The following is a 21,336-nucleotide window of genomic DNA, read 5'->3' on the forward strand; positions in this document are numbered from 1 at the left end:
TCAAATGGTAAGTACCCTAAAAATAGAAATAGAAGAAAGAGAAGGGGAATCATTTTTAAGAGATGCATACGTAACACAGCCATTCAGGATTATGCCTGTGGGACAATACAAATCTGATGGCGCTTCGTATTTGATGATTATGAGTTCATCGCCGGGAATCTTAAGCGGTGATACTTATGACATACAGGTAAATGTAAAAGAAAATGCTCGTTTGCAATTGCAGTCACAATCCTATCAGCGATTGTTTAATATGGAAGGCAGTGCTTCGCAAATCATGGATGTAAAAATGGAGAAAGGAACTTCTTTTTCATATGTTCCTCATCCCGTAGTACCTCATGAAGATTCAACTTTTAAAAGTCATAATAAGATTAACATCGAGGATGATTGTGATTTGACAATAAGCGAAATTATTACTTGTGGACGTAAACATCATGGAGAAACTTTCAAATATGCTCATTTTCAAAATCTTCTAGAGGTTTATCATCACGATAGACTTATTCTAAAGGACAACGTTTTGTTAAGACCAGATATTATGCCTTTATCAGCTATGGGTTTGTTGGAAGGCTTTACGCATCAAGGAACTTTAGTATACATTAATACAAAAGGGGATGATTTGGAAGAAAATATTGAATTCTTTTTTAAAGAATTGGAAGAATTGGAAAATGTAACATTTGGAATCAGTAAGCTAGAAGCAAATGGTTTTGTGATTAGAATTCTGGGAAATGGAGGAGAGCAAATGTTTGATTTTTTCAGAAAAGTGCAGGATGTGCTTTGGGAAGAAAAAATAGCAATACAAATTTAGACAACTTATGGATTCAAATTTAATAGCATTATCAATTACAGCGATCAGCATCAGCTTTTTTCATACGGCTTCTGGTCCGGATCATTATTTGCCATTTATTGTTTTATCAAGATCGAGAAAATGGAGTATGTCTAAGACAATTATGCTTACAATAGTTTGTGGTTTTGGACATATTCTGAGTTCGGTAGTTTTAGGATTTATCGGTGTTTTTTTAGGATGGCAAATCAATAAAATAACATTTTTCCAAGATTTTAGAGGCAATATTGCAAGCTGGGCTTTGCTGTTATTTGGTGCCATTTACCTCTGTTATGGACTTTGGGCTGCATACAAGAACAAAGCGCACAAACATTTTGATGTGATGGGTGAAGATGTATTTGTGTTTTCACATAAACATGGCGAAGTGGTCATGCCAACAAATCGAGTTAGAGTGACGCCTTTGGTTTTGTTTGCCATTTTTGTGATGGGACCAAGCGAGCCATTAATCCCTTTATTATTCTATTCCGGACTGAACCGGTCAGTTATTGAAATTTCCACAATTATTGGTGTTTTTACACTAAGTACAGTTCTCACAATGCTCGGAATGGTGTTATTGGGAGTTTACGGCTACTCTTTTTTCAAAACCGAAAAATTCGAACGTTATACTCCCGCAATTAGTGGAGCGGTAGTTTTAGCTTGTGGTATTGGTATGGTCTTTTTAGGCTGGTAATTCAAATAATTTTTTATTTCTAGAAATATACAAATGAAAAAAATAAAAACAATAATAGAAACTGTGCTCAAGGGCATTGGTCAAATCATGCTTCAGGAAAGCGCCTGGACTGGTTTATTATTTTTAATTGCAATATCTTATGATTCTCTGCTTATGGGGCTTGCCGCTTTGATGAGTTGCATCGTTGCTACTGCAACAGCAAAAATCTGCAAGTTTAGTAACGAAAATATAAAAGCGGGTTTATACGGATTTAATGCAACGTTAATTGGAGTAGGATTGGCTTTCTTTTTTGAAACTAGTCCACTAATATGGTTTTTAATTGTAATTGGATCTGTAATGAGCACCTTGCTTATGGAATTTTCTATTCGTAAAAAAATACCCTTTTTTACCTTTCCTTTTATAGTAATTACTGTGGTTGCAGTGTTGAGTATTCAACACTTTGGATTAGCCGTTGCAAGAATTCCCGCAGTTAACGTAGAGATGGATGAACTTGAAGTTTTTGAGGTAGCAGCTCATGCCTATAGCGAAGTGATTTTTCAAGGAACTATTGCCGCAGGCTTACTGTTTTTTATAGGGGTTTTTCTAAATAATCCAACAGCTGCATTATACGGATTCGTTGCAGCGGTAATTGCAGGAGCAATTGCACATTTTGACCAGGATTCTGTAAAATTAATAGAAGACGGAATGTTTAGTTTCAACGCTGTTCTATGCGGAATTGCCTGTAGCGGAACAAAACCGAGAGATGGATTGTATGTATTACTATCAGTAGTCATAGCAACATACTTTGACATTTTTATGATGCATAACGGATGGATTACACTAACGTTTCCATTTGTTTTATCGATGTGGGTGATTGTGTCCCTAAAAAAACTAGTGAGCCATTTTGAAAATAAAAATCAGAAACAAGAGCCATCAATTATAAAATAAAATAAATCGTAATGAGAAACAAACTTTTTACAGCGATTGTAATAGTATTGTTAACAGTACAAAGCGCATTGGCTCAAGAAGCAAATAAATTAGAAGTAAATAAATCAGAAGCAGACACAGTGCATCTGAGCAAAATAGTTATCAGTAATATCGACTTCAGAAAACAAATAATGAAAGTTGATTTAAAAATGGCTCCCGTAAATTCTGCACAAGATTTATTGCGTAAAGTTCCGGGACTGTTTATTGCACAGCATGCTGGGGGCGGTAAAGCAGAACAAATATTTTTGCGAGGTTTTGATAATGATCATGGAACCGATATCAGCGTTATAGCTGACGGAATGCCAGTAAACATAGTTTCACATGCGCATGGTCAGGGATATGCCGATTTACATTTCCTAATTCCCGAAACGATTAAAGATATCGATTTTGGTAAAGGATCTTATTATGCCGATAAAGGAGATTTTAATACCTCGGGTTATGTAAATTTTAGTACGTATGACAAATTAGAAAATAACCTTTTTAAGATTGAAGGAGGTTCGTTTAATACGATGCGAGCAGTTACAATGCTTAATCTTATAAATAAAAATGACAAAGACAAAAGTTTCTATGTAGCGGGTGAATTCAATTATACCGATGGACCGTTTGATGTCAAACAGGATTTTACACGCATTAATTTTTTAGCGAAGTACAGTCAGTGGATTGATGAAAAGCAATATATCTCCATTTTAGGATCTTCGTTTAGTTCAGGCTGGAATGCCTCAGGACAAATTCCCGAAAGAGCAGTAGAACAAGGAATTATAAGCAGATGGGGATCTATAGATCCAACCGAAGGCGGAAGTACCTCGAGAACAAATCTTGCGGTAAATTATAGATACTTAGCTAATGAAAATGAAGAGTTTTCGAGCAATTTATTTTATTCTAAATACAATTTTAATCTGTTTTCGAATTTTACCTTTTATCTGAATGATCCTGTTTATGGAGATGAGATTCAGCAAACGGATAATCGTTCTATTTATGGCCTTGAAAATAAGTATGTCCGAAGATTTGCATTTGAGAACAGCAATATGACTTGGACCTCTGGAGCAGGATTTCGTTTTGATGACATTAAGGACTTACAATTAAATCATGTCTATCAGCGTGATTTATTGTTAGATAGATTGTCTGATGGATCTGCTACAGAAGTCAATGTCCATGGTTATACTTCACTTGATTATAGAGTGGGAAAATGGCTCATTAATCCATCGGCAAGGTTGGACTATTTTACTTTTAGTCTTCACGATCGTCTTGCTAGTTTACCTGCGGCGAAAGAAGCTTCGGCGGCTAGAGTAAGTCCAAAATTGAATATTTCGTATACACAGAACCAAAATGTGCAATGGTATATTAAGTCTGGTTTTGGATTTCACTCCAACGATGTTAGAGTTGTTGTGGCGCAAGACGGAAAAGAGATTCTTCCTTATTCTTTCGGGAGCGATCTTGGAGTCATTCTTCGTCCAACAGCCAATATGATTATTCAGCCAGCGATCTGGCATATGTATTTGCAACAGGAATTTGTATATGTTGGAGACGAAGCTGTTATAGAACCGTCAGGAAAAACACGCCGTTTAGGTTTTGATTTGAGTTTAAGATATCAGCCTATTTCTTGGCTTTATCTAGACGTAGAACTAAATTATGCCCACGCCCGTTTTATTGATGAACCAAAGGGAGAAGATTATATTCCATTAGTTCCAACCTTTACCAGCACTGGTGGCGTGGCAGTCAAACTTCCTTCGGGTTTCTCTGCAAATCTGAGATATCGCTATATGGATTCACGTCCAGCCATCGAAGATAATTCAGTCAGAACAAGAGGGTATTTCGTTAATGATCTTGTGTTGGCGTATGGCAAAAAAAGTTGGGAGTTAAATCTGCAGTTTCAAAACATCTTTAACACACAATGGAACGAAGCACAATTTGAAACAGAAACCAGACTTAAAGACGAGGCAAATTCGGTATCAGAATTATGTTTTACTCCCGGTACCCCTTTCGCTGTAAAAGCAGGAATAAGTTACAAATTTTAAACTTTAGAAAATATGAAAAACGTGTCTGCAAAAAGCAAATTGCTATTGGCAGTGGTCATTTTTGTGGTCACATTTAGTAAATCATTCGCACAGTTAAGTCCGCCAGGTTTGGGAGAAGGAAAGAACGCTTCTTGGTTTGCCTTTGGCGTTAGGCAATCTTTGGACTCACTAAAACAAAAAGAATCGACTACTTATGTAGGCTTTGGCCAAAAGAGTAGTCCAGATGAGAGTAATCCATTTTCTAAAATGGCAATTCTGGTAATCAATGAGGAAATTTCAAATCGTTACAACAAGAATTGGGAATACTCTTATGCGTTAAGCTACAGAAGATCTAATAATTACGATTCTGAAGCACCATATGAGGAATTGAATCCTGCAATTGAACAGGAATTTAGAATCTACGGCCGCTATTCTTATATCATGGAAGGTAATGGGTTGAAATGGAAAAACACTGTTAGACAAGAATTCAGGAAATTTTTCAATCCTGATTTTAGTAATACCGAAGAGAATTTTCAGTTGCGGACTCGTCTTAAAACACAGTTAAGCCTAGATTTAGGAAGCACTAAAACACATCATATTATTGGAGGTGCCGAAGTTCTTTTTGCAATCAGTAAAGAAAATGAACCGGAGAAGAAGTGGTCAAAATTTGATTACAAAGAAAGCAGGTTTACACTTTACTACTCACTCAGTCCACATGAAATTCCATTTATTTTCGACATAGGCTATATGTATAATCTTATCGGAAAAGGGTCTGACATTTCAGATGTGAATTATTTGGCTTTAGATATAATTTGGAAAAATCCTTTTGGGGTATGATAAGCTAATAAATAAGAAGTACATAAAAAAGTAATAACTAAAACACAAAAACAAACAAATTTATGAGCGAAATTAAAAAGAACTCGAGAAACACAGAGAAAGCGCCAAAAAGCCCATTTTCAACGCAGACAGTAGCATTTTCTCATTACAACAATTTTTCGGCGCAATTGCCTATCGATCCTAAAACTGGAGAAATTGTTAACGGCGGTATTAAAGAGCAGGCAAAACAATGCTTGACTAATATTCAAGCAATTGTAGAAAGCATTGGCCATGTTATGGATGATGCAGTAAAACTAACTGTTTTCTTAAAGAATATTTCTGATATAGAAGCAGTAGATGAGGTATATAAAACATTCTTCAAAAGCAGTCTTCCTACTCGCACAACTGTTGCAGTAGAGGCTTTACCTCTTGATGGTGCTTTATTGCAAATAGATGCTCTTATCTCAAACGGCGAGGGAACAACTCCACAAAAAGCATTAGATCTTGTTAAAGTGACTAGAAACGCAGAAAACGCACCAAAGAGTGTGCACGCACATAATGTAGCGTTTTCTCATTATAGTAATATTTCAGCTCAATTGCCTATTGATCCACAATCTGGTAAAATTGTTGCGGGTGGCGTAAAAGAGCAAGTTGAACAATGTTTAGAAAATATTAAAGCCATTCTAGAAAGTATTGGACATGTGATGAATGATGTAGTTAAAACGACTGTTTTTCTTAAGGACATTTCAGATGTTGAGGTTGTAAATGACGTTTTTACGAAATTCTTTCCAAACTATGTTCCAGCGAGAACAATTGTTAGCGCTTCGGCTTTGCCAATGAATGCTTTGGTGCAGATTGATACTGCAGTCTCACATGGTGACGGAACTCCTCCGCAACTTCCAGAAGATGCGCGTTTCTTAGTAATTGAGGCAAACAATACCGAAAACGCACCAAAAGTTCCATATTCGCATACTGTTGCTTATTCTCATTACAATCACATTTCAGGACAATTACCATTAATTTCAGAAACGAATCAAATCGTTAATGGCGGAATTAAAGAGCAAGCAGAACAATGTTTAAATAATATCAGAGCAATTTTAGAAAGCATCGATCACAAAATGGATGATGTTGTTAAAATAAATATTCAGCTTAAAAACATTGAAGATCTTAATGCTGTAAACGAAATCTATACTTTATTTTTTAATGGTGACTTGCCTGCAAGAACAGTTATTGGAGTTTCGGCAATTCCTTTGGATGCTTTAATCCAAGTTGATGCTGTTGTTTCTAACAGTGAAGGTACGCCAGCTTAATTTAAGAGGTAAAGTTTATATTTTTTAAGTAGAGTCTTTTTTAGACAAAAAACGCTTATAACAGGATTTTAAAACATCCTGTTTAAGCGTTTTCGTTTTTTTTTTAAGTAAAAGGGATTTATTAAATATCCGTATTTATCCGCGCGCTTAGACGAAATTATTTTTTAAACACATAGAATCATAATCTTTAATAGTGTATTAAAGGATTGTTACTAAGGATTATACATGTAGAACTATGTGTTAAAGTTAGCTTTTTCTTTTAATCTTCAACACAAGCAATAAACCTATGTTTCTATGTGTTTAAATATTTAAAAATTTTGATCGGTAGTCAGAAGGAGATTCTCCTGCTACTTTTTTAAACATGCGCGAAAAATAGGATGGAGATTGAAAATGCAATTCAAACGCTATTTCTGCTATTTCTTTCGAATTATCTTGCAAAAGAATTTGGCTGTGCTGAATGGTAATTTCGTTTATCCATTGTTTTGGTGCTTTTCCAGTAGTTTCTTTGACGCATTTGTTCAAATAATTATCTGATATTTTTAATAGATTAGAATAAAAATCTATGTTTTTCTGCTCAATATGATTTTTCTGTACCAATTCTCTAAACTGAAAAGAAATAAAGCTTGCACGACTGAGTGATTTGTTATTTGTGTTTTCTGTTCGTATAATTTTCAATAAAGCCGATTGAAGAAGCGATGTAGTGACCGCATTAATATGTTCTGCTTCATTTAATTCTTCTTCCAACAATTCAAATAAACGAATAAGCCAATTAATTTTGTTTGGATTTAAAATAGAGAAGGGAGAAGTGTAAAAGAAATTTAAATCGCTTGTTGTCAATGAAATTTCAGTAATGACCTCGTTTTCATAGATAACAAAAAAACCTTCAACATCATCTGAAATTTCTAATGTTGCCGTAAAATTTCCTTGTTTAATACTAAGCGCCTGATTAGCATTTATTTCAAAAACTGATGTTTCCAGCTGCTGTTTTACATATCCTTTTGTGACAAAAATCAGAAAGTTAAAAGTCGTTTGATACGGATTAACGGGGATTACAATTTTCTTTAGATAGTTTTCAATTCTGTAGAGCTGTACGTTGGAATTATTAAAGAGATTGTGAGTGGTTATATCAGGAAGAAAGAACTTCTTGTATTCATAATTACTAAGTAATTTAGGGTTGTTTTTCATATAAACCTGATTTTGTAATATAGCTTTGATTTAAACTGTATAGACTTAAACGCAGCCATTAAAAGTTAATTCTTAAAATGGAATATATAGTTAAAAGCGAAATACTAAATTAAGCTATTTTTATTGGCTTTTCTCTTAAAGTTATCCAAAAATATGACCGTAACCCTTATGTTTACTGATTTTGTTGGTTTTTAAAGTAGGACTCAGAATTTTGCTGAAAATAATGCTAAAATAATTATAAATCGTCTTTTCTTTATTAGTGCAGTTTGTATGATTCCTTTTTTAACTTATCTTCGCTTTTTATACATTTCTGAGTACATTTAACTTATTTTAAAAAACAAATTTGTGAAAGAAAAACATGAAGACGTAGAAGCAACTCAGCTTAAACGCGGGCTTACCAATCGCCACATTCAGTTAATTGCCTTAGGCGGATCAATAGGAACAGGTCTTTTTCTTGGTATTGGTCCAGCGGCCGTACTTGCAGGACCATCAGTTATTTTAGGATATGCTATTGCCGGAATTATCGCTTTTTTTATAATGAGACAACTTGGTGAAATGGTTGTAGAAGAACCTGTTTCAGGAAGTTTTAGCTACTTTGCCTACAAATATTGCGGTTCTTTTGCGGGTTTTGCATCCGGTTGGAATTATTGGATTTTGTACATTTTAGTCAGCATGGCCGAACTTACTGCCATTGGAGTTTATGTACAGTTTTGGTGGCCTGAAATTCCGCTCTGGGCATCTAGTTTATTTTTCTTTTTAATTATAAATGCTTTGAATTTTGCCTCTGTAAAAGTGTATGGAGAAACAGAATTCTGGTTTTCAATTATAAAAGTTGTTGCTATTATTGCCATGATTCTTTTTGGAACATACTTATTGATAAGCGGGACTGGAGGAGAACACGCTACTATTCATAATTTATATAACGATGGAGGTTTTTTTCCAAAAGGTTTCTTTGAAAAAAATGCTAATGGCAGTTTTCAAGGATTATTATCAGCAATGGCTTTAATTATGTTTTCTTTTGGTGGTTTAGAACTAATTGGAATTACGGCTGCTGAGGCCGAAAATCCAGAAAAAAACATTCCAAAAGCGACCAATCAGGTTATCTATAGAATCCTTATATTTTATGTTGGTGCATTGGTCATTTTATTTGCCTTGTCACCTTGGCGACAAATTACCACAGACAGTAGCCCGTTTGTAATGGTTTTTCAGAATCTAAACGGAATGGAATTTGAATTGTTTGGCAACAAAATATATTTTACTCGTCTTATTGCTAATGTGTTGAATTTAATTGTTTTAACTGCCGCTTTGTCTGTGTATAATAGTAGTGTATATAGTAATTCACGAATGTTATTTGGTTTAGCAGATCAAGGTAGTGCTCCAAAGTTTTTGAAGAAGCTAAACAAACAATCGGTGCCGGTTAATGCTATTTTAATTTCTTCCTGCTTTGCTGCTATCTGTATTTTAATCAATAAAGTAATTCCAGAGGAGGCTTTTAGTATTTTAATGTCTTTAGTAGTGTCTTGTTTAGTTATTAACTGGGTTATGATTTCGTATACGCACTTGCAGTTTAGACGCACGAAAGACAAGGAAAACGTAAAAACTAAGTTTGCATCCCTATTTTATCCAGTAAGTAATTACATCTGTTTTGTGTTTTTATTGGGTATTTTATCTATCATGTGGATGACTGATATGAAGTTATCTGTAGAATTAATTCCTATCTGGCTGATTATTCTTTTTATTTTTTGTAAGATTTTTAAAGCAAAAGAATAATAGCTTTATATATAGAGTTAAATTATTAAGATTGATTCTTAAATTTTACGCAATTGATTATCCGAGTAGTCAATTGGAATTGTTTTAATATTTTTCAATTTTAATACCTATTTGCTTTTGCAATGATTAAATTATAATTCAATAATGTTAGAAAAAGAAAAATCAATCTACACGTTTCAATTTATTTTACTTTGTTTAAGTTCTTTACTTTTTTCTTCAAGTTTTAATATGATGATTCCTGAACTTCCAAATTACTTAAGTAGTCTTGGAGGTGCAGAATATAAAGGTCTAATTATTTCATTATTTACCTTGACGGCTGCTATATCCCGGCCTTTTAGTGGAAAACTAACAGACAAATGGGGGAGAGTTCCTGTTATGGCAATTGGATCTTCGGTTTGTGTAATTTGCGGCTTTCTGTATCCAATTTTAAGTTCAGTTTCAGGATTTCTATTATTGCGTTTAGTACATGGTTTTTCTACAGGATTCAAACCAACATCGACTTCTGCTTACGTTGCAGATATTATTCCGCAAAAAAGATGGGGAGAAGCTCTGGGAATGCATGGATTATGTTTTAGTATTGGAGGTGCACTTGGTCCTGCATTAGGAAGTATGATTGTAAATGCCTACGGAATGAATGTAATGTTTTACAGTTCTTCTTTTCTTGCGTTTTTATCGATTATTATTGTATTTAATATGAAAGAAACGCTTATAGTAAAAGAGAAACTTAACAAATCGATGTTTTATATTGGACGAAAAGATATTGTAGATCGAAATGTTTTCCCCGCAGGAATTATCACTTTTCTTTCTTATACTGCCTTCGGACTAATATTAACTTTAATTCCAGATTGGAGCGAACATTTAGGAGCAGTTAATAAAGGTATATTTTTTACCGCTTTTACAGTCGCGTCAGTTTTAGTTCGTTTTGGTGCAGGAAAAGTTTCAGACAAACATGGGCGACCTAAAGTTATCATGGCGGGATTAATCGTAACTTCTATTGCACTTCTTGTAATAAGCGAAGGCAAAGATATTCAGATGTTATTGGTTGGAGCAGGAATTTACGGAATCGGTACAGGAATTTTGTCACCAGCAATCAGCGCATGGACTATAGATATGAGTAATCCTGAACACCGGGGAAAAGCAGTTGCTACCATGTATATTTCTATGGAATTAGGAATTGGAAGCGGAGCACTTTTGGGAGGAACTTATTATAACGATCAAATTAATCGTATACCACAGATTATTAGATTTGATATAGTAGTGCTATTTTTAGGAATTGTATACCTTGTTTTTTGGGCAAGAAATAAAAGAAAAATCAAATTAATATAACGCAGTAAAATATTCCTTCTACAAACTTTGCATTGACCAATGATTTAATCGCAAAGTTTGCTAAGATTCTTAGACATATTGGAATTTATAAAAACACAAAATTCGCAAAGCTTTGTATTGATTTCAGCCTTGCGAATTTTCGGTTAAATTTTAAAGCAAATAGCTTACGGGAATCAAATTGAAGCAATAGCTATTTTCTCATAAATTGTAAGGGTCAATTCGATTTGTTGATAAAACTAATTGCATATATTTTGACACATCAACATGCAGACATCTGCTAAGAATTACCATTTAAAAATAGTCGATTATAGATAAGGGTCATATATATCTGCATCCCATAAGTTGTCATTATATTCATCTGTATCTTCTTCTTCAGTTTCTAAATCAACTGTATTTTCGATGTAATCATAACTAATACCTTGTAAAAATTCGCGATCAAAATCTGGTTCGTCTTCATGCTTGTGATACAAGTTAACTAATCATCAAAAAATAATTTTAGAACCATCTTTGACCGCTTAATTTTTTTGTGCTGTCTTATCCTGCAAAACCTACATGATAAATATAATCTCTAGTTTCTTTTAATTTCGCTACTCTCGAATCGAGGTTTTGTCTTCTAAAGTCATTTTTGCAATTTCATCTTTCCTTTTAAAAGAAACTCCCTTATGACTTTTGATATAATTTAATAAATCAGATGTTGTTTTAACCATTTGAGGAGTTCCGCCAATCCTGTCGTGAAAGCTTATAGACATTTGTCTGCGTTTCGATTCACTTTCAGCATAAAGCTGATCAAATTCTGCTTTTACTTGATTGAAAAACTGATCCGTTGAGAAGTTTTTGCCCTCAATCAAAACAATATCATTAGAACGAATAGTGTAGGGTACAACCGCAAAATCTTTTTTATTGGCCTGAATAATAAAAGGTTCATCTCTGCTTAAATCATCGATGTGATAGGTAAAACCTAATTCCTGCAGAATTTTAATTGTATTTTCTCCACGTCTAAGCCAATTGGCATTATATCCAACAGCCGTAAATCCAGTAACTTGTTTTATGGCATCAACACCAGCTTTAATAAATTTTTTCTCTTCTTCATAAGACATAGCGTACTGAGAACTCCAATTCATGCCATGCGCCGCCGCTTCATGTCCTCGTTGTACTATTTCTTTTGCCAGTTGCGGATTTTGCAAAACAGCCGAACCGACCATATGCGAAGTAACTTTTATACCATGTTTGTCCCAATTGTCAAGCATTCTCGGAATTCCTTCTTTATAACCGTATTGATACCAAGTCAAAGCAGGCTGATCTATATAACCTTTTTGCATATTTTGCGGAAACGGACTTTCTGCATTTTCTGGTTGTCCGCCGGCTTCAAACTGCATAGAAACTGAAACAACCAACCGTGAACCGTCTAACCATTTATTTTGTACTTCTGATTCCATTTTTTCTTCTTTTATAGCATTTGAAAAAGTATCAACAGGATTTGCCATTACTGCGGCGCCCGTTAAGCCAGCCATTTTTATAAAATTTCTTCTTGTTGTCATTGTATGAATGTTTTAATTGTAACTAAAACAAAGAATTTGATTGAAAATAGGTTTAAACACAGAGAAACATAGATTTTATTTTTCTTATCAAAGTATATTGAAAGAAACTAGTTTCTAACACATAGCTATGTTTATTAATGTAAGTGAAACGCCTTTCACAGGTTATCAAATCTATGTTTCTATGTGTTTAAATTAATTGCATTTTTAAAACTTAAGTTGCATAGTAACTCCAGTAAAAAACATATTTTTTCCTGCACTTGCCGCTTTCAAAAAATCTCCTGCTTGAAACCAAGTTGCTTCAACTCTAAAATACAGATATTGATTTGGAGTGTAAATAATTTCGCTTTCCAGTTGTTTTCCAATTTCTTTCGCGGTTGTCGAATCTCCCGGATAAATCATAATTGTGTTGGGACCGTAAATTCCGTCTTCACTGCTGTATCTCCAAAACATGTCATAATCAATAACCCAATCGATGTTTTTTGACAATTCTAAACTTATAGAAGGATGAAAATCAACCAAATTGGAAGGACCAATAACCGAAGCCAAACCGAAATAAGCACCTCGCGGAAACAATGGATTAAAAGTGTTTAATTTGTTGTCTCCATTTGTTTTATCTCCACTGATTAATTCGACTTTAAAACCAAATTCAGGATGTAAAACAACCGATGTAAAGCGATAGCCAGTGTTTAGAGAAACCGTCCAAGCTTTGATATCCTTCGATTCAATATCGCCAAATTGATAAACCGCTTCGGCATCATAACGCCATTCGTCGTATTTTCCCCAAATTCGGGTTCCAACAGAATGCCGAAGTTCTTTTCCGCTTGCATCATCAAAATTCGCATTTGCTCTTTGGTAGCCTAAATAATAAAGGTCAATATTTTTGATGGCTGGAATTTTATTGATCACAAAATAACTTCCCCAAAACTGTCTTTTTTTATTCGAATAATCATCAAAAATGCCATCTTGCGCCACTACATAATGACTGTAAAATAAATCGGCTCGATAATTATTAAAACCTAAAATAGCTTTTGCACCATCAAACGACTGACGATTATTTGGTCCGTCCCGAACGGCAACTAAACGCTGTGAGCCATAACTTAATTCTTGTCTTCCAGCCCTAAAAACGAGCAGTTTGTTTTTTTCTGAAATCAAATTAAAATCCACAAAACCCTGATGCACTTCCAGCGGATCACTGTCAACCGGACTCGGATCAATTCGGCTGTTGGCATTGCTGCTTTGAAGTTGTACAAAAGCCCTGAAAAATTTGCTGGCATGAAAATCAGCATGAAGCAAAAATCGGTTTAAAATATAGCCGTCGTGATCAACAGGATCATCTCCCCATTTTTCATTTTTGGCGTAGAAATATTGATATCTTACTTCTCCTCCAAAACTCAAATACGTTTTCCCCGAGGAGGAGAGAGGCAGATATTTCATCGTTTTATACCAATTATTTTTAACGGTATCTTTTTGTAAAACTTCATAATTCTCGTCAAAACGCAATGGTTTAAAATCGGGATAGGATTGAGCATGAAGCTGTATACAAATAAGAAATAATAGAATAAATTTTTTCATGGCTATTTGCCTAAACTGTTTTTCTTAATATCGTTGTAAGCGTTCGGAATATTGAAATTGTAATGCAACCAGTTAAAAAGCACATAACCTTTGTCAAAGTCTTTCATGGTAACATTTGCTTTAACTTGTTCTAATGTTTCGCCTTTTTTAACCGCGTCTTCAACATTTTTCTTTAAAGCATTTACATAATCAATCGTAAATTTGATTCCCTTTTTATTGGTAATTCTTCCGTGTCCCGGAACCACGACATCATTGTCGCCAATCATATCATAAATTTTTTGAAGATTTTGAACCGGTTCCAAAAAATAACCATCAAAAAGCCACGGAATTGCTGGACTTTCGGCAATAAAAGGATTTCCCGCCCACAATACATTTTTGTCTGAATCTTTTAGAAATACAAATAAATCTGCTGGAGATTGTGCAGTTCCAACATTAATGATTTCTACAATTTTTCCTCCGCCTAAATCCAATTTTAAACTTTGATTAACGGCCAAAGTAAGATCTGCAGGACGATATACACTTTGCTCTATCCCGCGGTCTTTTCCAAAAAGCATAATCATAAATTGTTTGATTCCCTCGTAATTCTTGGAAAGGTTTTCTTTGCAGAATTCGTTTTGTATCAGAATAGTTTCCTTCGGAAGAAGATAATTTCCAAAACAATGATCGCCGTGATCGCTTGTATTTACAGCATAAACAATAGGTTTTTGCGTCACCGAACGAATCAATTTATACAGTTGATCGTATAATCTTTTGCTCAACATCGTTTCAATTAGCAAAACGCCTTTATCGCCCACAATAAACCCCGCAGAAGTTGCCTGCGGAATTCCCTTTGTAGTTTCTGTCTCAGTTGTTGATGGCGAAACAGCATAAACATTCTCGGATATTTTATGCAGTTGTAAAGTCACTTTATTAGCATCCCAAATTGGAACTTCGGGTGGCATTGGCATTTGTGCATACGTATGCTGTAATAGAAACAGCATAATCAGTAGTATTAAAATAGTATTTATCTTTTTCATGGTTGTTTTTTTTAGTGGTCAATTTTTTATTAGAAGCAAATGCATTTGGCTTTTTTGGATGCATGGTTCCTGCTCTCCGTTATATCTTTCCTTTTTTAAAGAAAAAAAGCAAAGGATATCACTGCGATCAGGGCTAAAGAGAAACAAATTGCTTTTTTGTTGTCATCTCGAACTATCATACTTAAAAAATAATCCGTTTAAATCTGCTCAAATCCGCGTTATCTGCGTGCAATTAGCAATTTGCCCACGGATTGAACGGATGAAACAGATTTTCGCAGATTAATTTTAAAAAAAATCAGTGTCAATCTGCTTAAATCCGCGTCATCTGCGTGCAATTCTCATTTCATTCAACATGCCATTATTTTTGGTAACCTCCAAAATATTTCACCGGAGACCAATCTGGAATTACAGCTGGAATTTCCGGACTCAACGCTTTATATTCCGCGGAAGCGTAAACAATCTTTCCGTTAACAACCGTCAAAACCGATTCGATTTTTCTGATATCATCTGGTTTTAGTGAAAAATAATCATCAGACAAAATCGCTAAATCGGCATACATTCCTTTTACTAATTTTCCTTTGTCTTTTTCTTCACCAGAGAACCACGCACTTCCAGAAGTATATAATTGCAAGGCTGTGAATTTGTCCAAAATCTGATCTTTTGGCCAGAACTGCATACCGCCAATTGTTATTCCTGTAAGAAGCCAATGCAATGACATCCACGGATTGAAAGTTGAAATTCGTGTAGCGTCTGTTCCCGCGCCAACCGGAATTCCGAGTTCGAGCATTTTTTTAATTGGAGGTAATTGTGTTTTTGGAGCGCCGTACAATTTGTTATACAATTCGCCTTGATAATACATTCTGAACTGCACTGCAATTCCGCCACCAAGTTTTTTAACACGTTCCAATTCCGAAGGTGTAATCGTTTCAGCATGATCAAAAAACCAACGCAATCCGTTAAACGGAATTTCCTTATTTACTTTTTCAAAAACATTCAACATTCTGTCAATCGATTCGCCGTAAGTTGCATGAAGTCTGAAAGGCCATTTGTTTTTAGCTAATAAGCGAATAATGGGCTCCAAATCTTTTTCCATTTCATCAGATAAAACAATTCTAGGTTCTAGGAAATTTTCAAAATCAGCAGCAGAAGCCACGATGTTTTCTCCGGCACCTTCTTCAACATAACCATTGGCAACAATCAAATTATCGTTTTTATTGATTTGAGTTGTAGCAACCCATTTTTCATAATCTTGTAATTCTTTGCCTTTTTGCTGTGCAAACAAATAATAGGAAATTCTTAAACTCAGTTTGTTTTGCTTCGCCAATTCTAGAGAAGTAACATAATCAGCAGGGAAATTTTGACTTCCGCCCGCAGCATCAATTACGCTTGTAAGCCCAAAACGATTGAGTTCGTGATTGTATTGAATCGAACTATTTACACGTTCTTCCGGACTTAATTTCGTTGTAAGTCCCATTGTCATATAAATCGCTTTCGGCGTTTCTTTGGCATACATTAACCCCGTTAAATTTCCGTTAGCATCCTGTTCTAAAAGGCTTCCTTCGTATTTAGTATCTTTTGTATAACCCAGAACTTCAATTCCTTTTTTATTCAAAAAAGCTTTTCCGTATAAATAGGTTATGAAGACCGGTTTATCAGGAACGGCAGCATTGATTTCATCGATTGTAGGCTGTCTTTTTTCTTCAAACTGAAATTCATTCCAACCGCCAATAACTTTTATCCAAACACCGTCGGGAGTTCTTGCCGCTTGTTCTTTCAGCATTTCCATGGCGCGTTTTAAGGTTTTTACACCATCCCAGCGCAATTCAGCATTGTAGTTTAAACCTTCTCTAATCACATGCATATGACTGTCATTCAATCCCGGAATTACTGTTTTTCCTTTGGCATCGATTAATTTTGTTTCCGATGATTTATAGACTGATAGTATATTTTTTTCGGTTCCTGTATCCAGAATAATTCCGTCTTTTATTGCAATTGCCTGAACAAATTCGTTTTGTTTTTGCATTGTTGCAATTTTTCCGTTGTAGATAATTAAATCTGCTTTTTGTTGGGCTTGAGATAAAAGCCCAACAAAAAACAATATTGATAATAGTAGATTTTTCATGATTTTAGTTATTTAATCCGTTGAGGGTAATTATTTCAACACATAGAAACATTCCCGATAGCTATCGGGATTGAAGGCTTAAAAAAGGCGTTTCACTTGCTTAAAATAAACATAGTTGGCTATGTGTTAGAAACTAGTTTCTTTTTAAGTACTTTTCTATATATAAAATCTATGTTTCTATGTGTTGAAAAATAATACACCCAAAGACTTATTTATTTAGCCAAGAAAAAGGCTAGTAAATCTTTTTGAACTTGTGCGGTATTTTCCTGAACCAACCAGTGACCAGAACCAGCAATTTTAGATTCTGTAACATTTTCAGCCACTAATTTTGAGTGATCTTTAAGAAAAGCCGCAGCAAAATATTCTCCACCCATTGCTAGTAAAGGCATTTTTAGTTTTTTCTTTGCGAAAATTAGGTTGTCTTTTCCGTCTTGGTCAAAAGCTCCAAACCATTTGAAAGCTGCAGTTGTTCCGCCTTCAACAGCATACGCTCTAATAAATTCTGCAGATTCTTCGGCAGTAAAAGGATCTTTTACATGTCCTACAACAGGCCAGAAATTGGTCAAGAATTCTTTTTCTTTTCCTTTTACAATATCTCCAGAAGCTGGCCATGCAAAAAATCCAAACCACCATGCTGATCCTTTTACATTAGACCAAACTGGCTCAATTCCAGGTAGAAGTGCATCCATTAGAGCGACTTTTTTAACTTCGCTTCCGTATTGAGCCGCGTAAGCATAAGCCACCATAAGCCCGATGTCGTGCCCAGCCAAATTGATATTGTTGTATCCTAATTTTTTCACCAGTTCGTGAATATCAGTCGCCATTGTTTTTTTATCATAACCGCTTTCTGGTTTATCAGATTCGCCAACGCCTCTTAAATCAGGTGCGATAACTGTAAAATGTTTTGATAATTCTGGCAATAAACGATTCCACATGTACCAGTTTTGGCCAAAACCGTGAACTAAAACCAGCGGATCGCCTTTACCGCCAATAACGTAATGAATTTTGATTCCGTTCACTTCAGCGGTAGCATGTTTAAAATTTGCAGGCGGATTTGCTGGTGCGACTTGAGCCGTTTCAGTCGTTTCTGCCGGTTTTGCTTCTGTTGCAGGAGTTTCTTCTGCTTTTTTATTACAAGAAATTAGAGTCAATACTAAAAGACCAAAGACTAAAAATTGTCTCGTTTTTGCTTTAAAGTTTAAAAAAGGGATGTTTACTAGATTCGTTTTCATGATTTTAAAATTTAAATTAGTTGAAAAATAATTGGTTATTATGAATTTTGAACTGGAAGTTTTTCGAGCCAGTTTTGGATATAAAGTGCGATTTCCTGCCATCCAGGCTGATTTAAAACATAGTGATTCCGATTTGGAAAAACTTTGAAATCGGTAATCGAATCTTTGTCGGTGTATTTTTTGTAATTGGAATAATTGAGTGATTCGGGAATTGTGTGATCAGTTGATCCTGCAATTAAAAGCAATGGTTTGTGCGGCGCTTTAAAATCAACTTTTGCAGCGGAAGTAATCGTGTCTCTAACGATTAATTTAGACTCGGGAATTACAGAATCGCAATACGCTTTATCCTGCCATTCTTCAGGCATTCCGTTAGTAAAGGCATATTGCCACTGGCTAAAACTCATTAAGAAAGTCTTTTTTGTAGAAGTAAAAAAGCCAAGCGGTCCCCATCCAGCTTTCAAAAATGAAAATTTGAAAGTCATAATTCCTTGAGGCGGAACCGAATGAATAGCAATTGCGGCAGACGCTAGATTGCGTTGTAAAAGTATTTGTGCTGTAAGTCCGCCAATAGAATGGCCAATAACAATAGGTTTTTGCGGAAGCCTTTTTGCAATATTTTCAAAATGCTCAATTAATTGAGTTAATCGAAGACTTGCAATTTGCGGATCGGGATGACGGTCCCGCAAAACATTTGCCGGCGCATCTTTGTATGGCCATGCCGGAGCCAGTGTTTTAAAGCCTTTATTTTCAAAAAAGACTTTCCATTCGTCCCAGCATTTATTACTGACAAATGCGCCAGTAATAAAAAGTATTGTAGTAGGGTTTTCAGTTAGCATAATACATTGTTTTAATGTTATGCCAAAGTGTAAACGAAAATCGAACCTATTTTTTAACTATTTGATTTTTAAGTATTTAATTGTAGTTTATTGATTTTGAAATAACTATATATCGTCGTACAACGAAAATAGGACAACGTAATAGCGTTTTTTATAAATTGACATTGATAATTATCCATTATCAATTGTTAATTTAAAAGTGACTTCTTTTAATGCCGAGTTTTTGCATTCTTGAAGCTAATGTAGTAGGAGGAAGTCCTAATATTTCTGATGCGCCGCCGGCTCCTCTGATTCTGCCGTTGCATTTTTCTAGAACATTAATAATATGTTCTCTTTCGTTTTCCTGAATCGTTTTAAAGAACCATTCATTTGAGTTGTTGTTTATTTTTACTTCATCAAAGGCAGGAAGCGGAATATGCTCAATTGTTTCTGTTTTTGCCAAAAGGACACTTCTTTCAATAAGATTTTCAAGTTCGCGAATATTTCCAGGCCATTGATACGATAAAAGACTTTTGAGGGCGTTTTCAGATATTTCGGTGACATTTTTGCCCGTTTTAGAACTATAAACAGCAATAAAATGACGAGTAAGTAAACCAATATCTTCTTTTCGTTCTCGTAATGGTGGCAACTGAATAGGGAAAACATTCAGTCTGTAATATAAATCAAGTCTAAAACGGCCGTCGGCAACTTCTTTTTCCAAATTGCAGTTTGTTGCGGCAATAATTCGGACATTTACTTTTATAGGAAGATTTCCTCCAACGCGTTCAATCTCTTTTTCCTGAATTGCCCGAAGCAGTTTTGCTTGCATTTCAAGTGGCATGTCGCCAATTTCATCCAAAAATAAAGTGCCATTATGCGCTTGCTCAAATTTGCCAATTCTTCTTTCAGCGGCACCTGTAAAAGCACCTTTTTCATGTCCAAATAATTCCGATTCGATAAGACTTGGTGGAAGGGCAGAACAGTTGATTTTTACAAAAGGCTCTTCTTTTCTGTTAGAAAGTTGCTGAATACTGTGGGCAATACTTTCTTTTCCTGTACCGCTTTCTCCTGTAATTAAAACTGTCGTATCAGCAGGAGCAACTTGTAGAATATGATCAAATAATTTTAGCAGAATCGGACTTTTTCCAACAATCGATTCAAAGCCTGATATTTTTGTATTTTTAGAAGAATTCTGATTTGCCGATGAATTATTTTTTTTATCAACTTTTTGATCATGGCGAATTAAATTTTCAATCGCATAAATTAAAGGTTCCTGAAGTCTATCACATAACGTTAAGTGATTTTTATTGTAATTATTGGCTTGTCTGCTAAAAAAAGACAAATACAATCCACCGTTTTCATGAAGTGATAAAGGAACCGGAAGCATAAGATTCGACTTCATATTCATTGAATTCGCAATCATTTTTTTGATTGGAGTTTTATCGCATATTTTTATAAAATCCTGATCATTATAAAAAGTTGCTTCAGTCTCCACTTTGCTTTTGTTTCGTAAATCATTTATTTCAGATTCTTTTAAAGCGGTAATATTTTGCAATTCTTCAATTCCTATTTTTTGATATTCATGCAAACCTGTTCTTGCATATCCTAAAACCCTGTTAGATAATTTACTATCCATATAAAATATAGCCATTACAAGATCAAAAGAAATAAGAGATTGCAAGGCTGTAACAATAGTAAGAACTCTGTCGTCCCACGTTCCGTTTTTTGTTACTATTGTTTTTAATTGCTTCTGAAATAAAAGTTCTTTTCGGATGGAAGATTCAATGCCATGTTCCTGATGATATTCGGCAATTTCAATGGTAATCAATAAATCTTTTTCTCTGAAAGGTTTTACCAAAAAACCATATGGATGTGTCAATTTTGCTTTGCTGAGTACATCTTGGTTTGAATTGGCAGAAAGATAAATAAACGGAATATTGTCGTCTTTCAAAACTTCTGCAAGATCAATACCGGTTTCTTTTCCCGAAAGGAAAATATCCAAAAGAACCAGTTCAGGTCGCTGTTGCGCAATATAATATTTGGCATCAGCAACAGAGCGCGCCATCCCAATTATGGAATGTCCCGCTTTTTTGAGCATTAATCGTAAGTGATTTGCTTCAACAAACTGATCTTCAACTATTAGTATTTTTAGTGGTTTTGCCATTT

17 protein-coding genes are annotated in these 21,336 nt (G+C 34.8%); 8 read left to right on the forward strand and 9 right to left on the reverse strand.

Features of this window, described 5'->3' with window-relative positions; translation table 11 throughout:
- Positions 1-4 precede the first annotated feature (4 nt).
- The 6 genes from BD847_RS03945 (at position 5) to BD847_RS03970 (ending at position 6,594) form a co-directional block, all read left to right on the forward strand.
- The gene (locus BD847_RS03945) at positions 5-802 is read left to right on the forward strand and encodes an urease accessory protein UreD (protein ID WP_115886962.1); all 798 of its coding nucleotides are present in this window, start codon (positions 5-7) and stop codon (positions 800-802) included.
- 7 nt (positions 803-809) lie between these two features.
- Positions 810-1,508 (forward strand): hypothetical protein, encoded by a 699-nt coding sequence (locus BD847_RS03950; protein WP_115886963.1) that lies wholly within the window; start codon positions 810-812, stop codon positions 1,506-1,508.
- A gap of 33 nt (positions 1,509-1,541) precedes the next feature.
- Positions 1,542-2,435 (forward strand): urea transporter, encoded by an 894-nt coding sequence (locus BD847_RS03955; protein ID WP_115886964.1) that lies wholly within the window; start codon positions 1,542-1,544, stop codon positions 2,433-2,435.
- An 11-nt stretch (positions 2,436-2,446) separates the two neighbouring features.
- A complete protein-coding gene (locus BD847_RS03960) occupies positions 2,447-4,489 on the forward strand; it encodes a TonB-dependent receptor (RefSeq protein WP_115886965.1) in 2,043 nt (680 codons plus the stop codon).
- Positions 4,490-4,501: 12 nt separating this feature from the next.
- Positions 4,502-5,305 (forward strand): DUF2490 domain-containing protein, encoded by an 804-nt coding sequence (locus BD847_RS03965; protein ID WP_115886966.1) that lies wholly within the window; start codon positions 4,502-4,504, stop codon positions 5,303-5,305.
- 62 nt (positions 5,306-5,367) lie between these two features.
- Entirely contained in the window at positions 5,368-6,594 is a 1,227-nt protein-coding gene (locus tag BD847_RS03970) for a RidA family protein (RefSeq protein WP_115886967.1), read from the forward strand.
- A 300-nt stretch (positions 6,595-6,894) separates the two neighbouring features.
- Here BD847_RS03970 and BD847_RS03975 read toward each other — a convergent pair whose 3' ends face one another.
- On the reverse strand, positions 6,895-7,779 hold the full coding sequence (locus BD847_RS03975) for a helix-turn-helix domain-containing protein (RefSeq protein ID WP_115886968.1): 885 nt from the start codon (positions 7,777-7,779) through the stop codon (positions 6,895-6,897).
- Between the two features lie 345 nt (positions 7,780-8,124).
- Between BD847_RS03975 and BD847_RS03980 the strand changes: the two genes are divergently transcribed.
- The gene (locus tag BD847_RS03980; protein WP_115886969.1) at positions 8,125-9,549 is read left to right on the forward strand and encodes an amino acid permease; all 1,425 of its coding nucleotides are present in this window, start codon (positions 8,125-8,127) and stop codon (positions 9,547-9,549) included.
- Positions 9,550-9,693: 144 nt separating this feature from the next.
- Complete coding sequence (locus tag BD847_RS03985) at positions 9,694-10,875, forward strand: MFS transporter (RefSeq protein ID WP_115886970.1); 1,182 nt, start codon at positions 9,694-9,696, stop codon at positions 10,873-10,875.
- 305 nt (positions 10,876-11,180) lie between these two features.
- On the opposite strand, the gene BD847_RS20795 is transcribed toward BD847_RS03985, so the two are convergent.
- From BD847_RS20795 to BD847_RS04020, 8 genes are all read right to left on the reverse strand, one after another.
- Positions 11,181-11,345, reverse strand: coding sequence for a hypothetical protein (locus BD847_RS20795; protein ID WP_167443816.1), 165 nt, complete (start codon positions 11,343-11,345; stop codon positions 11,181-11,183).
- Between the two features lie 117 nt (positions 11,346-11,462).
- Complete coding sequence (locus BD847_RS03990; RefSeq protein WP_115886971.1) at positions 11,463-12,413, reverse strand: polysaccharide deacetylase family protein; 951 nt, start codon at positions 12,411-12,413, stop codon at positions 11,463-11,465.
- A gap of 204 nt (positions 12,414-12,617) precedes the next feature.
- Positions 12,618-13,985 (reverse strand): alginate export family protein, encoded by a 1,368-nt coding sequence (locus tag BD847_RS03995; RefSeq protein WP_115886972.1) that lies wholly within the window; start codon positions 13,983-13,985, stop codon positions 12,618-12,620.
- A 2-nt stretch (positions 13,986-13,987) separates the two neighbouring features.
- A complete protein-coding gene (locus tag BD847_RS04000; protein WP_115886973.1) occupies positions 13,988-15,001 on the reverse strand; it encodes an MBL fold metallo-hydrolase in 1,014 nt (337 codons plus the stop codon).
- Positions 15,002-15,359: 358 nt separating this feature from the next.
- Entirely contained in the window at positions 15,360-17,123 is a 1,764-nt protein-coding gene (locus BD847_RS04005) for an amidohydrolase (protein WP_115886974.1), read from the reverse strand.
- A 212-nt stretch (positions 17,124-17,335) separates the two neighbouring features.
- On the reverse strand, positions 17,336-18,355 hold the full coding sequence (locus BD847_RS04010; RefSeq protein ID WP_115887340.1) for an alpha/beta fold hydrolase: 1,020 nt from the start codon (positions 18,353-18,355) through the stop codon (positions 17,336-17,338).
- A gap of 38 nt (positions 18,356-18,393) precedes the next feature.
- Positions 18,394-19,191 (reverse strand): alpha/beta hydrolase, encoded by a 798-nt coding sequence (locus BD847_RS04015; RefSeq protein WP_115886975.1) that lies wholly within the window; start codon positions 19,189-19,191, stop codon positions 18,394-18,396.
- A 193-nt stretch (positions 19,192-19,384) separates the two neighbouring features.
- Positions 19,385-21,334 carry a sigma 54-interacting response regulator gene (locus BD847_RS04020; protein ID WP_115886976.1) on the reverse strand — a complete coding sequence of 650 codons (1,950 nt, stop codon included), beginning with the start codon at positions 21,332-21,334 and terminating at the stop codon, positions 19,385-19,387.
- Between the last annotated feature and the right edge of the window lie 2 nt (positions 21,335-21,336).

This window comes from Flavobacterium cutihirudinis, assembly GCF_003385895.1.
In the GTDB taxonomy this organism is placed as follows: Bacteria; Bacteroidota; Bacteroidia; order Flavobacteriales; family Flavobacteriaceae; genus Flavobacterium; species Flavobacterium cutihirudinis.

Coding starts and splice junctions, on each gene's coding strand:
- BD847_RS03975 (WP_115886968.1), bottom strand. CDS start 7,779: ATGAAAAACAACCCTAAATTACTTAGTAATTATGAATACAAGAAGTTC.
- BD847_RS03990 (WP_115886971.1), bottom strand. CDS start 12,413: ATGACAACAAGAAGAAATTTTATAAAAATGGCTGGCTTAACGGGCGCC.
- BD847_RS03965 (WP_115886966.1), top strand. CDS start 4,502: ATGAAAAACGTGTCTGCAAAAAGCAAATTGCTATTGGCAGTGGTCATT.
- BD847_RS03945 (WP_115886962.1), top strand. CDS start 5: ATGGTAAGTACCCTAAAAATAGAAATAGAAGAAAGAGAAGGGGAATCA.
- BD847_RS04020 (WP_115886976.1), bottom strand. CDS start 21,334: ATGGCAAAACCACTAAAAATACTAATAGTTGAAGATCAGTTTGTTGAA.
- BD847_RS03950 (WP_115886963.1), top strand. CDS start 810: ATGGATTCAAATTTAATAGCATTATCAATTACAGCGATCAGCATCAGC.
- BD847_RS04005 (WP_115886974.1), bottom strand. CDS start 17,123: ATGAAAAATCTACTATTATCAATATTGTTTTTTGTTGGGCTTTTATCT.
- BD847_RS03970 (WP_115886967.1), top strand. CDS start 5,368: ATGAGCGAAATTAAAAAGAACTCGAGAAACACAGAGAAAGCGCCAAAA.
- BD847_RS04000 (WP_115886973.1), bottom strand. CDS start 15,001: ATGAAAAAGATAAATACTATTTTAATACTACTGATTATGCTGTTTCTA.
- BD847_RS03960 (WP_115886965.1), top strand. CDS start 2,447: ATGAGAAACAAACTTTTTACAGCGATTGTAATAGTATTGTTAACAGTA.
- BD847_RS03985 (WP_115886970.1), top strand. CDS start 9,694: ATGTTAGAAAAAGAAAAATCAATCTACACGTTTCAATTTATTTTACTT.
- BD847_RS04015 (WP_115886975.1), bottom strand. CDS start 19,191: ATGCTAACTGAAAACCCTACTACAATACTTTTTATTACTGGCGCATTT.
- BD847_RS04010 (WP_115887340.1), bottom strand. CDS start 18,355: ATGAAAACGAATCTAGTAAACATCCCTTTTTTAAACTTTAAAGCAAAA.
- BD847_RS03955 (WP_115886964.1), top strand. CDS start 1,542: ATGAAAAAAATAAAAACAATAATAGAAACTGTGCTCAAGGGCATTGGT.
- BD847_RS03995 (WP_115886972.1), bottom strand. CDS start 13,985: ATGAAAAAATTTATTCTATTATTTCTTATTTGTATACAGCTTCATGCT.